13 protein-coding genes are annotated in these 16,213 nt (G+C 48.9%); 5 read left to right on the forward strand and 8 right to left on the reverse strand.

Going from position 1 to position 16,213, the window contains the following annotated elements; genetic code table 11:
- Nucleotides 1-17: 17 nt before the first annotated feature.
- The 3 genes from leuS to holA are packed head-to-tail and all read left to right on the forward strand — an operon-like array spanning nt 18 to nt 4,208.
- Nucleotides 18-2,606 carry a leucine--tRNA ligase gene (gene leuS, locus RS24_RS07490; protein WP_021777601.1) on the forward strand — a complete coding sequence of 863 codons (2,589 nt, stop codon included), beginning with the start codon at nt 18-20 and terminating at the stop codon, nt 2,604-2,606.
- 16 nt (nt 2,607-2,622) lie between these two features.
- Complete coding sequence (locus RS24_RS07495; protein WP_157833796.1) at nt 2,623-3,132, forward strand: hypothetical protein; 510 nt, start codon at nt 2,623-2,625, stop codon at nt 3,130-3,132.
- On the forward strand, nt 3,132-4,208 hold the full coding sequence (gene holA / locus RS24_RS07500) for a DNA polymerase III subunit delta (protein WP_021777603.1): 1,077 nt from the start codon (nt 3,132-3,134) through the stop codon (nt 4,206-4,208). Before RS24_RS07495 ends, holA begins: the two co-directional genes overlap by 1 nt.
- 6 nt (nt 4,209-4,214) lie before the next feature.
- Here holA and RS24_RS07505 read toward each other — a convergent pair whose 3' ends face one another.
- The 5 genes from RS24_RS07505 to mnmE form a co-directional block, all read right to left on the reverse strand.
- Nucleotides 4,215-5,150 carry a ParB/RepB/Spo0J family partition protein gene (locus RS24_RS07505; protein ID WP_021777604.1) on the reverse strand — a complete coding sequence of 312 codons (936 nt, stop codon included), beginning with the start codon at nt 5,148-5,150 and terminating at the stop codon, nt 4,215-4,217.
- Nucleotides 5,140-6,024, reverse strand: a complete 885-nt coding sequence (locus RS24_RS07510; RefSeq protein ID WP_021777605.1) for a ParA family protein — start codon at nt 6,022-6,024, stop codon at nt 5,140-5,142. Before RS24_RS07510 ends, RS24_RS07505 begins: the two co-directional genes overlap by 11 nt.
- A gap of 80 nt (nt 6,025-6,104) precedes the next feature.
- Nucleotides 6,105-6,785, reverse strand: a complete 681-nt coding sequence (gene rsmG / locus RS24_RS07515) for a 16S rRNA (guanine(527)-N(7))-methyltransferase RsmG (protein ID WP_021777606.1) — start codon at nt 6,783-6,785, stop codon at nt 6,105-6,107.
- Complete coding sequence (mnmG, locus tag RS24_RS07520) at nt 6,778-8,679, reverse strand: tRNA uridine-5-carboxymethylaminomethyl(34) synthesis enzyme MnmG (protein WP_038300798.1); 1,902 nt, start codon at nt 8,677-8,679, stop codon at nt 6,778-6,780. Before mnmG ends, rsmG begins: the two co-directional genes overlap by 8 nt.
- A gap of 77 nt (nt 8,680-8,756) precedes the next feature.
- A complete protein-coding gene (gene mnmE, locus RS24_RS07525) occupies nt 8,757-10,097 on the reverse strand; it encodes a tRNA uridine-5-carboxymethylaminomethyl(34) synthesis GTPase MnmE (RefSeq protein WP_021777608.1) in 1,341 nt (446 codons plus the stop codon).
- A gap of 98 nt (nt 10,098-10,195) precedes the next feature.
- Between mnmE and RS24_RS07530 the strand changes: the two genes are divergently transcribed.
- Both RS24_RS07530 and RS24_RS07535 read left to right on the forward strand, forming a co-directional pair.
- Nucleotides 10,196-12,382, forward strand: a complete 2,187-nt coding sequence (locus RS24_RS07530; RefSeq protein WP_021777609.1) for a thioredoxin domain-containing protein — start codon at nt 10,196-10,198, stop codon at nt 12,380-12,382.
- Between the two features lie 20 nt (nt 12,383-12,402).
- Nucleotides 12,403-13,101, forward strand: coding sequence for a dienelactone hydrolase family protein (locus tag RS24_RS07535; protein WP_021777610.1), 699 nt, complete (start codon nt 12,403-12,405; stop codon nt 13,099-13,101).
- Between the two features lie 36 nt (nt 13,102-13,137).
- Here RS24_RS07535 and rho read toward each other — a convergent pair whose 3' ends face one another.
- From rho to hemE, 3 genes are all read right to left on the reverse strand, one after another.
- The gene (rho, locus tag RS24_RS07540) at nt 13,138-14,403 is read right to left on the reverse strand and encodes a transcription termination factor Rho (RefSeq protein WP_021777611.1); all 1,266 of its coding nucleotides are present in this window, start codon (nt 14,401-14,403) and stop codon (nt 13,138-13,140) included.
- Nucleotides 14,404-14,562: 159 nt separating this feature from the next.
- Nucleotides 14,563-15,012, reverse strand: a complete 450-nt coding sequence (gene hemJ, locus RS24_RS07545) for a protoporphyrinogen oxidase HemJ (protein ID WP_021777612.1) — start codon at nt 15,010-15,012, stop codon at nt 14,563-14,565.
- Nucleotides 15,013-15,016: 4 nt separating this feature from the next.
- Complete coding sequence (hemE, locus tag RS24_RS07550; RefSeq protein WP_021777613.1) at nt 15,017-16,039, reverse strand: uroporphyrinogen decarboxylase; 1,023 nt, start codon at nt 16,037-16,039, stop codon at nt 15,017-15,019.
- Nucleotides 16,040-16,213 lie beyond the last annotated feature (174 nt).

The following is a 16,213-nucleotide window of genomic DNA, read 5'->3' on the forward strand; positions in this document are numbered from 1 at the left end:
TAAACAGAACGGGTATTATGTCTTCATACGAACCTCAGACACACGAGCCTAATTGGCAAAAAATCTGGGAGACCGAAAACTGTTTTGCAGCAGGCCCGGCTGACGACACGCGTGAGAAATATTATGTGCTTGAGATGTTTCCCTACCCCTCCGGTCGGATTCATATGGGACATGTCAGAAATTACACAATGGGCGATGTTATCGCCCGTTTTCGCATGGCACAAGGTTACAATGTCTTGCACCCAATGGGCTGGGACGCATTCGGCATGCCCGCCGAAAATGCTGCCATGGAAAAAAATGTGCACCCGCGTGATTGGACTTACAAAAATATAGACACGATGCGCGAACAGCTAAAATCCATGGGGCTTGCCATTGACTGGTCTCGCGAATTCGCCACCTGTGATCCGTCTTATTATAAGCATGAGCAGGCCATGTTTCTTGGCTTTCTGGAGGCAGGGCTAGTCGAACGCCGCGAAAGCATCGTTAACTGGGACCCGGTTGACCAAACCGTACTCGCAAATGAGCAAGTAATTGACGGGTTGGGATGGCGCTCAGGCGCGCCGGTTGAGCAAAAAAGCCTAACCCAGTGGTTTTTGAAAATTTCGGATTTTTCGGAAGAATTGCTCAACGATCTTGAGGGGCTTACACGCTGGCCAGAAAATGTGCGGCTCATGCAGAAAAACTGGATTGGTCGTTCCGAGGGTCTGGAGCTTAGCTTTGACCTTACAGGTTCACCGGACGGTTTTGACAAGCTTGATATTTATACCACGCGTCCGGACACACTTTACGGGGCAAGCTTTTGCGCAATTTCACCCGATCACCCGCTGGCGCGAAAGGTGGCGGAAACCAACGATGAAATGGCCGAGTTTCTGGCCGAATGTGCACAGCGCGGCACAAGCGAAGCCGACATCGAAGCTGCTGAAAAGAAAGGTGTTCTGACGGATATTCAAGCTGCACACCCTCTTGACTCAAGCTGGATGCTGCCCGTCTATGTCGCAAATTTCGTATTGATGGATTACGGAACAGGTGCGGTTTTTGCCTGCCCGGCACATGACCAACGTGATCTGGATTTTGCACGTAAATATAATCTACCTGTTACGCCCGTCGTTTTGCCACCTGGGGAAACTGCCGAAAACTATGAAATCGAAAACGACGCCTATATAGGTGACGGGATAATGATTAATTCAGACTTCATGAATAACATGACCCAGACAGATGCTTTTCAGGCGGTTGCAGAAAAGTTGGAGGCGCTTGGACGCGGCAAGCGAAAAACCAATTACCGTCTGCGCGACTGGGGCGTCTCCCGCCAAAGATATTGGGGTTGCCCGATACCTGTGGTGCATTGCAAAACATGCGGCGTGGTGCCGGTAGCAAAATCTGAGCTACCTGTGACGCTTCCTTCGGAAGTCAATTTTGATAAGCCTGGCAACCCGCTTGACAGGGATGAAGAATGGAAAACCACTCCTTGCCCATCTTGTGGTGCGGACGCGCAACGCGAAACAGACACATTCGATACATTTATCGATAGCTCATGGTACTATGCCCGATTTACGGGCTTACTCGAAGACCGGCCTACGGATTCAAAATCCGTTGCCTATTGGCTACCTGTGGATCAGTATATTGGCGGCATTGAACACGCCATTCTACATTTACTGTATTCGCGCTTCTACGCCCGCGCTATGGAAAAAACCGGACATTTAAATCTCAAAGAACCATTTGCAGGGCTTTTTACGCAAGGCATGGTTATACACGAAACCTTCAGCACGCCGGATAAGACCTTTGTGACACCTGACGAAGTTACCCAAACCGATCAGGGTCAATATGTATTAACTTCTGACCCATCCGTTATGATCAATGTTGGGCCAGTTGAAAAAATGTCAAAGTCCAAAAAGAACGTCGTCGACCCGACGAACATCATTGCCCAATATGGTGCGGATACAGCGCGCTGGTTTATGTTGTCTGATAGCCCGCCCGAGCGAGATGTCCATTGGACAGATGCGGGGGTTGAGGGCGCTTACAGATTCATTCAAAGACTTTGGCGCCTCATAGACAGTCACGCCGACCGGCTTTGTGACCATGTCACCGCACATGGCGGAGAAACTCAGCCAAAAAGCGATGCTGACAAAGCTCTTTATAAAACCGTTCATCAGGCACTTGCCGCGACGACTGATGATTTAAATCGACTGGCCTTCAATAAGGCTGTGGCTCGGATTTACGAGCTAAGCAACGCCTTATCCTCTGCCGCCACAAAAGAAGACATTGACAAATCTGTTTTATTTCAGGGCCTCAGCTACCTCGTCATTATGGCTGGCCCGATGATACCGCACCTTGCAGAAACCTGTTGGCAACGCCTCGGGCATCCAGAAATTCTCGCCAAAACCAAATGGCCGGTTGCAGATGACACCGTTCTTAAGGATGATGTAATTAGATTGCCGATTCAAGTTAATGGCAAAAAGCGCGCAGAGATTGAAGCGCCTGTTGGTGCAGGTGAAGAAGAAATCAGAGCGCTGGCGCTTGCCGATGAACGGATTGTCAAAGCAATCGCAGATAACGATATTAGGAAATTTATTTTTGTCCCTGGAAAAATTATTAATTTTGTTGTTTAGGCCCGTGCAAAAATATATGCGCGCCATTCTTATTGTATGTGCTGTCAATCTCGGCGGGTTTGGCTTATCCGGTTGTGGCTTCGAACCATTATACGCTGAGCGCAACGCCCCCGGACCCTCAACTCTTTTCACAACAATACAGATACAACAACCTAACAATTCACCGGACAACGACACAAATAGAGCCGTATATAGCGCCCTCTCGAAAACTTTAAGGCCTGAAGGTAAACCAGCGTATCGGCTCGATATCTGGGCAGAGGAAAACAAAACTGGAGCACTTATGGACAATAATAGCCGTGAGGCGCGAACACGTTTCACGCTTAGGGTCCGCTATAGCCTCTATGATATCGCAAAAGGTGTTGTTGTAACGAACGGCACAGCATCCGCATCAACATCTTTTAATGTTGATATCAGCGAACATGCGAATTTGATTGCGGTTGAAAGCGCCCAATCTAGAACCGCCAACGCCGTGTCCGAAAAGATCGTCCTGAAGCTGGCCAACTGGCACAAAACTCAGGTGCAATAATGAAATTAAAAGCACATCAGGTCGATGGGTTTATAAAGTCACCGGACCCCAATATCTTGCTGGTTCTGGTCTATGGGAGTGACCTCGGCATGATCCGTGAACACGCCAGAGTGCTTGCAAATTTTGCCTTAGGCGGCGGGAGGCAGGATGGCGACACAATGGAACGTGTTGACGTTGACGCCGCCACACTCACGCGTAACCCGGGACTTTTACACGACGAGGCAGCCTCTCTCTCTATGTTTGCGGACCCTGACAACAAAAGCCGTCGTGTTGTTATGGTGCGCACGACTGGTGACCAGATTGCACAAATTATTAAGGACTATCTCGCCGACCCAGTCCCAGAGGCACTCGTAATTATTGAGGCTGGCAAACTGACGCCCGCTTCTAAGCTTCGTAAAATCGTGGAGAGCGACAAAAAAGCTATGGCCCTACCGTGCTTTGAAGATGACCCAGGAACCATTCAACGGTTGGCGCGCGAATGGCTAGAAGCCGAGGGATTTCGTATAGAGGCCGCCGCGATGGATCGTCTCAGCCAAAGGCTAGGCGCTGATCGAGGTGTCACAAGGCAGGAGCTTGAAAGGCTTGCCCTTTATGCAGGCCCCCGTGGTTCTGAAAAAAGAGACGGACGCGACATTGTTATGATTACACTGGATGATGTGGAGCAAATGATTGGGGATGGGGCTGTTGCATCTTTGGAAAATGTGATTGATGCCATTGCCTGCGGGGTGTTGGATGATGCCGACCAAGCTCTGACCCGCTTATCTTTAGCGGGAACCCCTGCAACTGCGGTGCTTAACCGGTTGCGCGCACATTTTCAAAATCTACATCTGACACAGGGTCATATAGAAAATGGCATGTCACGAAAGGAGGCATTAAGGTTAGCCTTTCGCCCCCCCCTTCATTTTAAAAGAGTGTCGGTAGTTGAACGCCAAGTCAATCTTTGGTCAAAAGCGAAAGTTTCTACGGCGTTAAGTATAATCCACGAAACAGAAGCAAATTGCCGAGAAACAGGAAGTCCAGATGTGACTTTGGCGGCCTATACGATGTTAAGGCTCGCACGGGCGGCAAAAAGATAAACATCCTCAAGAGGATGCCATGAGACGCCTTACAACCTCATCAAGTTGTTCGAGGGTTTTGTATGAAACACGAACATGACCCCCGTCTTTTTCATGCTGAATTGCAACGCTTAGGCCCAGATTGTCAGCAATTGACTTCTCCAGCGCCCGCGTATCTGTATCTTTTTCAGCAGGTTTCTTTGACTTAGACCCACCTTTGCTGGGCTTTTTATCTGCGACAAGCTTCTCAACGTCGCGCACACTGAGGCCTTGCTTGACAATATCAGAGGCCAAGCGGTCAGCACTTGGATGCCCCAAAAGTGCCCGGGCATGCCCGGCAGAGAGTTGCCCGGCTACCAGATATTCGCGCACCTTATTGGTCGCACCAACTAACCGGAGCGTATTGGCAATGTGACTTCTGCTTTTGCCGAGCGTTTTTGCCAGCACCTCTTGCGTGTAACTAAATTCATCAATCAATCTCTGAAAGCCTTCGGCCTCTTCAATCGGACTTAAATCAGACCGTTGAACATTTTCAATAATACCTATTTGCAGAGCTTCGTTATCGGTCATATCCCGCACGATAACGGGAACATCGTGAAGCTGCGCAATTTGCGCGGCACGCCAGCGTCGTTCACCAGCAACAATCTCATATGGGGATTTTGCGCCACCGTCGGGATTAGGGCGGGCCAAAATTGGCTGCAATATGCCCTTTTCACGAATAGAGTTGGCCAGTTCCCTTAAGGCCCCTTTATCAAATTCGCGCCGCGGTTGGAATTTACCCGGGACAAGCTTTTCGACACCTAGAGTACGAAGCCCCTGAGAAGAAGACTCTTCAGATGAAAGGGTGGAGGTTTTTTTGGATTTTTCTTTGGTGGGCGCTTTGGCATCTGCCGACAGCCCGATATCCACATCACCGATAAGCGCTGACAAGCCACGCCCAAGACCTCTCTTTTTATCCGCCATGATTTTCTCCCCTTTCAATCGCCCCTTCAGCAGCTATTAACTCATCATTAAGCTGTCTTTCGCGCTGAATAAGCTCGGAAGCCAGTCGCATATAGGCCTGGCTTCCTGCACATTTATGATCGTAAAGAAGCGCCGGCTGCCCGAAGGAAGGCGCCTCTGAAATACGCACATTTCTGGGTATTACAGTCTTATAGACACGTTCACCGAGATGCGTGCGCACATCTTCCTCAACCTGGCCGGAAAGATTGTTGCGCGGATCATACATGGTCAGAACCACGCCTTGAATCTCTAAGCCAGGATTTAGCGCTGTGCGCACCTGTTCAATTGTTTTGAGTAGCTGGCTCAGCCCCTCAAGCGCAAAAAACTCACATTGCATCGGCACTAACACGGCATTTGCCGCGGTCATAGCGTTGAGCGTTAACATGTTAAGCGATGGGGGGCAGTCAATCAGCACATAATTATAGCCAACCGTGCAAGCCTCAAGCGCCTCTTTCAAACGGTGCAAACGCCGCGGATTGTCCGCTAAAGCCACCTCAATCCCCAACAAATCCATGCTGGATGCGATAAGGTCACAATTCGGGACAACGGTTTTCGCAACAGCATTACCTAAATCCGTTTCGTCAAGCAACAGTTCATAGGCCGAGGCCTCGCGGTCTGTCGGATTTACACCCAATCCGGTGCTCGCATTGCCCTGCGGATCAAGGTCTATTAATAAAACGCGCTCACCAATTGCGGCCAAAGCCGTGCCGAGGTTAATCGTTGTGGTTGTCTTGCCGACACCCCCCTTTTGGTTCGCCACCGCCAAAATGCGCGGCGAGGAAGATGCGGCTGGATCTGAAGCTATGGATTGTGAAGAAACCGGCTGAGCTGACAAAATTTATTCCTCGTTATTGAATCTATTTATATACTGACTAAATCAACAAAACTGCGTCTTAGAAACGAAAATGCGGCAAACTAACGCAAACCAGATTGTCGCAATTTAGGTTGACGACAAATCAAGATTTTAGCCTCCTCATCCGTCTTACTGGGGACAACCTCAACATCCATATTCCACGAAACCTCGCTCGCCGTCAATTCCTCTTGCCACCCGCGCCCCTTCATAAAGAGGCCTATTGTGTGGATATCAAAGTATGGCAGAGACATTAAAAGGAGCCTATCCAGCGGCGCAAGTGCGCGGGCGCTAATCACATCTATCTCGGCAAAGATGTCGGGGTTTTGCTGGCTAATTTCTTCAATTCGACCCTCATGCACCACGGCCGGCGCACCCGTCTCCCTAATAACGGTTTTCAGAAACTCACACTTCCTGCCATCACTTTCAAGTAAATGCACGGCCCCGCCATCTGTCGCAGGCCGCGACGCCCATATCAGAGCAATCACAAGGCCAGGGAATCCGCCGCCGCTCCCGAGATCCACCCACCTCCGCGCCAAAGGGGGTGCAAGGGCCACAAGCTGAGCCGAGTCCGCCACATGCCGCGTCCAAAACTGATGAAGCGTGGCAGGCCCAACAAGGTTAATGGAACTCTGCCATTTCCCTAAAAGAGACTGATATATCTCTAACCGGTCAATTGTTTCACGTGAAACACCAAAGGCCTGGATGAGATTTTCAATATCCGGGTTGATATCGGCCTCACGCATCCGCCTCCTCCGGCGCATGCTTAGGTTTAGAGGTCGCTGTGTCGCGCTTGGCAAGGTGCAACAAAAGCGTTAGGGCAGCTGGGGTTATCCCATCAACACGCGCCGCCTGCCCCAGAGTGGCTGGGCGGGCCGCGGCAAGTTTTTGCCGCACCTCGTTGGACATTCCCTCAAGGGACAAGAAATCCATATTGTCAGGAAGGCGGAGCCTTTCATCGCGCCTAAAGGCTGCGATGTCGGCCTTCTGCCTATCAAGATAACCGGCATATTGCGCGTCAGTTTCAATTTGCTGACGTATGGCGGGCGCCCAGCCGGACATTTCCGGCCATATCGCCTGCAGTTGCGCCCACTCAATATCCGGATGTGCCAGCAAATCCGTTATGCTTCGGCGAATACCGTCCGCATTCACCGGCAGCCCATGCTTCTGAGCCTCACTGGGGGTCATGTTTGTTTCCGCCGCAAAGTTTCTCGCGGAGGCCAGGGCGTCCCTCTTTTCTTCCCAAGCCGCCTGTCTATTAGCGCCGACACAGCCAAGGGCAATGCCCACCGGCGTAAGCCTTTGGTCAGCATTATCCGCACGTAAAGAAAGTCTGTACTCTGCGCGCGCTGTAAACATGCGATATGGCTCGCTGACGCCCTTGGTGACGAGATCATCAATCATCACGCCAATATAAGCATCGGCACGATCCAGGACGAAAGTATCGCCACCCCCGGCCTTCCGCGCAGCGTTCAACCCAGCAACAAGACCTTGGCCCGCAGCCTCCTCATAGCCGGTTGTCCCGTTAATCTGTCCGGCAAGATACAGGCCGGGAAGGCTTTTTGTTTCTAGGCTAGGGAGCAACTCGCGTGGATCAATATAGTCATATTCAATGGCATAGCCCGGGCGGATAATAGCGACATCCTCCAGCCCCGGAATGGTTCGCACAAACGCCTCTTGAACATTTTCTGGCAGGGCTGTCGAAATCCCGTTCGGATAAACCGTGTGATCATCAAGACCCTCTGGCTCAAGAAAAATCTGATGTCTGCCACGATCTGCAAAGCGATGAATCTTGTCCTCCAGAGAAGGGCAATATCGCGGCCCGACTCCATCAATCTGACCAGAGAAAACCGGCGACTTTTTTAAATTATCGGCGACAATCTGATGTGTTTCAGGTGTCGTGCCAGTAATATGGCAGATGGTTTGGGGTGTCGTTATACGTTCCGTTAGAAATGAAAAAGGCTCGGGCGGCATATCACCCGGCTGAGGCTCACACTTATCATAGTTGATTGTTCTACCATCCAATCGGGCGGGCGTGCCGGTTTTCAGGCGCCCCATTTTAAACCCATGAGCATAAAGACGCTCGGAAAGTTTCTTTGCCGGAGCCTCGTCATGTCGACCCGCTGGAATACGCTTCTCACCAATATGAATGAGGCCGTCTAAAAAAGTTCCCGTGGTCAGCACGACAGCAGGGGCCAAAAAGCGTCGCCCATCCTCACACACAACACCACCAACATGACCGTTCACCGCAATGATGTCAGCGGCGGCGGCGGCCACAACCTCAAGCCCGTCAATCAACGCCAGCTCAGCTTGCATTGCCTCTCTGTAAAGCTTTCTGTCGGCCTGCGCGCGTGGGCCACGCACTGCAGGCCCCTTTCGACGATTCAACACACGAAACTGAATACCCCCACGGTCAGCAACGCGGGCCATTAAACCATCCATCGCATCAATCTCGCGCACTAAATGCCCCTTGCCCACGCCCCCTATGGCAGGGTTACAAGACATCTCCCCAATGGTTTCAAGCTTATGCGTGACAAGAAGTGTTTGTGCGCCCAGACGTGCAGACGCAGCCGCAGCCTCGCAGCCCGCATGACCGCCGCCGATCACAATAACATCGTATTTTTCCTGAACCATGTTCATGCGCCGTTTTTATACAAACCCAAGCCCCTCGGCAAGATGTTTCACGTGAAACAATCCAAGCCAAACGGAGGAGCCATCTACTTTCCTATGCAAAAATCCCGAAAAACAACATCCAAAAGACTTTCAACATCCACTGCGCCAGTTATGCGCCCAATTTCGCGCATAGCGAGCCTCAAGTCCTCAGCCACCAGCTCTAGCTCCATGCCTGACTCGGCGCGCTCAAGGCCACGACTCAGAGCAACACTTGCCGCCTGAAGTGCTATTCGATGACGCGTTCGTGTTAACGCTGGTCGCTCTGCCAGTCCAAAGTTTTGCTGAACTCTTGCATTAAGAGCTTGTATAAAGGCCGGCATGCCAGCACCAGTTTCTGCAGAAACGCCGAAAAAATCATCTTCATGAATATTTGGGGGGCGTGTGGTTTCACCAATATCCTGCTTATTGGCAACATATATATCTCCAGCCTGAAAACTTGCCTTATCAGTATTAACCCCATCAGAGCGAGGGGAATCGCCAAAGGCTGTAACATGAAGACGAATATCCGCCTCCGAAGCTCTTTTTAGTGCGCGGCGAACACCTTCCCTCTCAATCTCGTCCCCAGCCTCACGAATACCGGCTGTGTCTGCGAGCACGGCTGGCACACCCCCAAGTGTTAAAGACACCTCAACTATATCTCTGGTTGTGCCAGCGCGCGCAGACACAATCGCCGCCTCGCGCCCCACCAGATAATTAAGCAGGCTGGACTTGCCAACATTCGGGGCGCCAATAATGGCAATCTCCACACCATGGCGAAGCGAGCGCCCCCTATCATCCCGAATATGGCTGGCAATCTCATCGTTAAGGGTTGCAACGTCGGCAAGTACCGCCTGACCAATACCGCCCGGCAAATCTTCATCAGCAAATTCAATATCAGCCTCCAAATGCGCCAGTGATGATGCCAGCTTTTGCCTCCAATTCTCATAAAGCGTGCCGAGAGCGCCCTGCATTTGTCGAAAAGCCTGCTTTTGTTGCGCCATTGTCTCGGAGTCAACCATATCTGCAACAGCCTCAGCTTGCGTGAGGTCCATACGTCCATTGAGAACAGCAAGTCGCGTAAACTCTCCGGGCTCTGCCGGCCTTAACCCCTCAAGCTGAGACAAAACCCCGAGCAAGCGGTCAACAATCGCAATGCCGCCATGAATATGCAGCTCAGCCATGTCTTCGCTCGTATAAGAGTGCGGCGCCTGAAAAAACAACACGAGGCCAGAGTCAATCGGATCGCCTGTCCCGGGGTCCGACAGAACTCTGAGCGCCGCTTGACGCGGCTGTGGCGCGAGCCTTCCCGTCAGCTTTTCTAGCGTGGCGGCGGTATGACTACCAGTGATGCGTATAATGGCAATCGCACCGCGCCCCGGCGGGGTGGATAAAGCATAAACAGTCATTCTTCACCCCCTTCATCTTATAAGGCGCGCGCTTGCTGAATCATCATGGGCGTATATGATGGTATTTCCTTCGTCAATAGATTTCAATGAGCGTAGCCATGGCACAAGATCAGACACCCCCCAAGAAAGGTCTTGAAAACAGATTGGCAAACGAAACCAGCCCTTATTTACTGCAACATAAAGACAATCCGGTGCATTGGCAGCCATGGGATGCCCAAGCACTGAAAATTGCAGAGGATTTGAAGAAGCCCATTTTGCTGTCTATCGGCTATTCAGCATGCCACTGGTGTCACGTTATGGCACATGAAAGCTTTGAAAATGAAAGCATCGCAGCTGTCATGAATGAACTCTTTGTCAACATTAAGGTGGACAGAGAGGAGCGCCCCGATATTGATGATATCTATATGTCAGCCCTGCATATGATGGGCGAGCAGGGCGGCTGGCCCTTAACCATGTTTTTATTGCCAGATGGCAGGCCATTTTGGGGGGGAACATATTTCCCGCCTACTGCAAAATATGGTCGAGCGGGCTTCCCTGACATCTGCCGGGAAATCGCCAGAATATGCCAAGACGAGTCTGAAAAGGTTCTGGATAATGCAAAAAAACTAACCGAAGCCCTGAACAACCAAAATAATGCCTCCTTCAAAACCGCGGGATTGGAGCAGCTTTCCCCTGATGTCCCGCTTGGGGTGCCGGAGGATTTGGCAAGCGAAGCCTCAGAGAATCTGGCCCGGCAAATTGACTTAACCTATGGGGGCATGCGGGGTGCGCCCAAATTTCCACAACCCCTCATATATGATCTGCTCTGGCAAGACTGGTTACGTAACGGGCGGGATGTTAGCCGAGAAGCCGTGTTAATAACCCTCAGCGGACTATGTCATGGTGGCATTTTCGATCATGTGCGCGGCGGGTTTTGTCGTTACTCCGTTGATGCCGAGTGGCTTGTGCCGCATTTTGAAAAAATGATTTACGATAACGCCCTTTTACTGGACTTGATGGGGGGCGTTTGGAAATCAACGCATGACGAGGTGCCAAAAGATCGCATTGAAAAAACGGTCGGATGGCTTTTTAACGAAATGCTCATCACCACAACCAACAAAGCGCAGGGTAACAACATTGCTTTTGCCGCCAGCCTTGACGCCGACAGCGAAGGCGAAGAAGGCAAATACTATGTTTGGACAACTACTGAGCTGGCATCTCTCTTAGGAGATAATTTTTCTGCCTTTGCCCGTGACTACCGCGTCACCGATGCAGGTAACTTTCCCGAAGGTGGTGACGTAAACATCCTAAATCGCTTGCCGCCCTCGCTTAACAATGACAATTTCGAAGAGGAAGCTCAGCATGCACAATCACTTGATATTTTGGCGCGTGCACAAAACCTTCGAACCCCACCCGGGCGCGATGATAAAATCTTGGCCGATTGGAACGGATTGGTGATTGCTGCACTGGCGCGGCTGGCGCCTATTTTTCAAAACAAAAACTGGCTGGACAAAGCTGAAGAGGCTTTTGAGGGCATCCTTCATATCATGTCTTACGAAGATGCAGGATTTATAAAGCTTGCCCACGCCGCCCGCAAGGACAGCCGGCTTAATGTAAGCATGGCAGAAGATTATGCCAATATGGCGGATGCCGCGCTGGCTCTTTTCAGCGCCACAGGCCGGGCAGATTATTTATCAACCGCCGAAACCTTAATTAAAACACTTGAACATTTTTATGCAGATGGGCTTGGGGGCTTCTATATGACCGCATCGGGTGCTGAGGCGCTTATCGCCCGCCCCCATAATAGTTATGACGGCGCAACACCAAATGCTAACGGGACCATGGTTGATATATATCGGCGGCTTTCCATTTTTACCGGCGAGCAGGAATATCGCAACAAGCTGGAAGCTCTCATCAAAACCCAAGCGATTACAGCCATCAAGCATTATCCTCAAATGCCGCGCTATCTCACCGAAACAGAAAACACGCGCCACCAAGCCAGCTGTGTCATCATAGGTGACCCATCGGATGGTGGTTTTAAGCTGTTAATGGAAGCAGCGCACGCACACCCATGTCCGGGGCTGGTTGTACATCCTGTTATACCGGGACAAAATCCACCATCTCATATTCCTTTGGATGGCACGACAAACATAAACAGCGCATCAAATAAAATGTCATTTGCCTTTGACCAACCCACAGCATATGTTTGTACGCATAATGCATGCTTACCGCCTGCTAAATCTGTTGAGGATTTAACAACACGATTGAACGGTTTTTTGCATGTAGCTGTTTTAAATATTGAGTAGCACTGATAGGGGGAACACAAATGACCGGAAACATGATTTCAGTTGAAACGTCTGGCGCATCAGGACAAATGGGTGCCTATATGGCAACACCTGATGGAGAGGGCGCACCCGGACTCGTGATTATTCAAGAGGTCTTTGGTGTTAATGATTTTATTCGCGCCACAGTTGAGGCATATGCCGCTAAAAGTTTTGTAACAGCGGCGCCCGACATTTTCTGGCGTCTCGAGCCGGGTGTCCAACTCAACCCCAATAAGGAAGAAGAGTTTAATCGCGGCATTGAGCTTATGGGTCAGTTTGATCAACCAACCGGTATTGACGATATACAAGCCACCATCACCACACTTCGCAACCACCCCGCCTGTAACGGCAAGGTCGGTGTGCTGGGCTTTTGCCTTGGAGGTCGTCTGGCCTACATGGCCGCACTCGGCACAGACGCTGATGTTGCTGTCAGTTATTATGGCGTCGGCATTGAAACGATGCTCGACCAAGCTGGAAATATAAAAATCCCAACACTTCTACACATTGCCGAAGATGATGGTTTTGTTCCACCAGAGGCCCAAGCGGCGATTAAAGACGGGCTAACAGCCGATAATTTTGATGTTCATATTTATCCGGGCGTTGACCACGGTTTTGCGCGCTTCACCGGCATGCATTATGACGAAGCGGCAGCCAATCTAGCCAATGAACGCTCACTGGCGCTGTTGAACAGCGCGCTTTAAATTTCAGTTTATAAAGCTGGGTTTTGGGCCCAGTAATTAGGTGTTCATTGAGTCGAAGAACTCGTCATTGGTTTTGGTTTGCTTGAGTTTATCGAGCAAGAACTCAATGGCATCTACCGTACCCATAGGATTAAGAATCCGACGTAACACGTAGATTTTCGAAAGCGTTTCTTTGTCAATGAGAAGCTCTTCTTTCCGTGTGCCGGATTTCATAATATCGATAGATGGGAAGACGCGCTTATCAGAAATTTTACGGTCCAGCACAATCTCTGAGTTACCTGTACCTTTAAATTCTTCAAAAATGACTTCGTCCATCCGGCTACCAGTATCGATGAGTGCGGTTGAAATAATCGTCAGTGAACCACCCTGTTCGATATTTCTAGCAGCACCGAAAAATCTTTTTGGTCTTTGCAGAGCATTCGCATCTACGCCGCCAGTTAAAACCTTACCTGAGGAGGGGACAACCGTATTGTAAGCCCGACCAAGGCGGGTAATGCTATCAAGCAAAATAACAACATCACGCCCATGTTCAACGAGCCGTTTGGCTTTTTCGATAACCATTTCTGCCACCTGAACGTGGCGCGCCGCAGGCTCATCAAATGTCGAGGAGACCACCTCACCACTTACCGAACGTTGCATATCTGTCACTTCTTCCGGTCGTTCATCAATCAGAAGTACAATGAGATAACACTCAGGGTGATTAGCGGCGATAGATTTGGCAATATTTTGAAGTAGAACTGTCTTACCGGTTCTCGGTGGCGCAACGATAAGGGCTCGTTGGCCCTTTCCAAGGGGTGCGACAATGTCAATAATACGAGAGGAGCGGTCTTTTTCGGTGGGGTTGTCAAACTCCATTAAAATTCGCTCTTCAGGATATAGCGGGGTTAGATTGTCAAAATTAACTTTGTGACGAATTTTATCGGGGTCTTCAAAATTAATACTATTGACCTTTAATAAGGCAAAATATCTTTCCCCATCTTTAGGGCTGCGAATGTCACCTTCAACTGTATCGCCTGTGCGAAGAGAAAAACGCCTTATTTGAGATGGGCTTACATAAATGTCATCCGGACCGGGCAAATAATTCGCATCTGGCGAACGCAAGAACCCGAAACCATCTGGTAAAACCTCCACAACCCCCTCACCAATAATAAAAACACCTTGTTCTGCAAGTTCTTTCAGAATGGCAAACATCATGTCCTGTTTGCGCATTGTAGAAGCATTTTCAATATCGTTTTCTTCAGCCAATGCTAAAAGTTCTGTCGGGGATTTAGACTTTAAGTCCTGAAGCTTAATTTGTTCCATAAGTTAACTCATTGTCGGGGGATTCTGTCGCCTATAAAATTACCGATTAACCCGGTAATGCTATGCATCTGAAAACACACTGAGGGAACAGAAAAGAAGGTACATATTTATCATGCGCTTAAAACTTTAACAGTTCAAGCCTAAAGTGATCTCTAAACATTAAAACGGTTTAACAATTACCATAATCACAATCAAAATCGTCAAAATTGGCGGTATCTCATTAATCATGCGAAAAAATTTACTGCTTTTAGGGGGAGTCTCGAGAAGAAACTTTTTACGCCATGACGACAACATACCGTGATAGGCAGATAAAACGACAACAGCAAATAATTTAATAGGTAACCAATAACCGGCACTCTCAATTTGACCTGGAGAAAATAAAAGTAAAAGACCAAATATCCATGCGGCAATCATAGCCGGGTTTATGATTATGCGTATAAGATTGTACTCCATGCGCTCAAAAACCTTAAAGGGTTCGTTATTTTCGATCGCTTCCGCGTGATAAACAAACAACCTCGGTAAATAATACATTCCCGCCATCCAGAACATGACAGAAATAAGGTGTAAAGAAAGTAACCATGTATATGAACCTGTTAGAATGTCAGCCATATAATCATCCCTTATTTCGAATATAATCCACCAGTTCAGAAATATGATGCGGTGGTGTATATTGTTTTATCCCATGACCAAGATTGAAAATATGTCGCCGTCCTTTGGTCACTTCAATTATATCGTCAATTTGTGAAAACATATTTTGTCCACCATCAATAAGACATAGCGGATCAAGGTTGCCTTGGCTCACAACTGTATCGGGTAAATCAGCTATGACAGATGAAAGGCGGATATCTTGATCAATACTTATCGCTTGAACACCAGTTTCAATGGCAAAATCAATATATCTATCTTTTGCACCCCTTGGAAATCCGATAATCGGAGTGGTTATTCCACGCGCACGCAAACCATCAATGATTGATTTATTTGGTGCAATACAAAAACGATCAAAATCTTCTCCAATAAGACTGCCGGCCCAACTATCAAAAAGCTGAAGAACTTCTGCACCATGTTCGACCTGGGACGCTAGATAATCAATCGTAGCTTCAACAATCACATCCAATAAACCTTGAAAAGCAATAATATCATTTTGTTTTAAAGCATGAGCAGGCCCTTGGTCAGGAGTTCCCCTTCCGGCAATCATATATGTTGCAACTGTCCACGGTGATCCGGCAAAGCCGATAAGTGTTGTTTCCTCAGGGAGGCGTTGTTTCAGTAAAGAAACTGTTTCGTAAACTGGCTGCATTTGGTGTGATAGATTATCTAAAGACAATGTGTCGGGTGAACTTACTGGTTCAAGACGTGGACCTTCACCTTCAACAAACCAGACCTTTTGACCCAGCGCATCAGGAATAAGAAGAATATCTGCAAAGAGAATAGATGCATCAAAAGCGTATTTACGAATAGGTTGAAGTGTCACTTCACAAGCAAGTTCTGGTGAATAGCAAAGATCTAAAAAACTCCCTGCTTGTTTCCTAACTTTTTTATATTCTGGTAAATATCGACCCGCTTGGCGCATAAGCCAGATTGGTGGCGACTTAGGACACTCTATATTATTAAAAACTGATAGGATTGTTTTTTGCATATTTGAGAACTTGTCGTGTTTTTACTGAAATTTAGCTCGGCGCTAATGTTATTTCCTTTTACTATATATATATAAAAAGAAAGTAGATGTATTAGTGTCCCTGTTCTGCTGTGGATAATATGTTTTACACATACTTATCAAGAGGGACGCGCTGCGCATAAATATTTCTTGAAA

Origin of the sequence: Candidatus Micropelagos thuwalensis, assembly GCF_000469155.1 — a bacterium.
Taxonomy (GTDB): Bacteria; Pseudomonadota; Alphaproteobacteria; order RS24; family RS24; genus Micropelagius; species Micropelagius thuwalensis.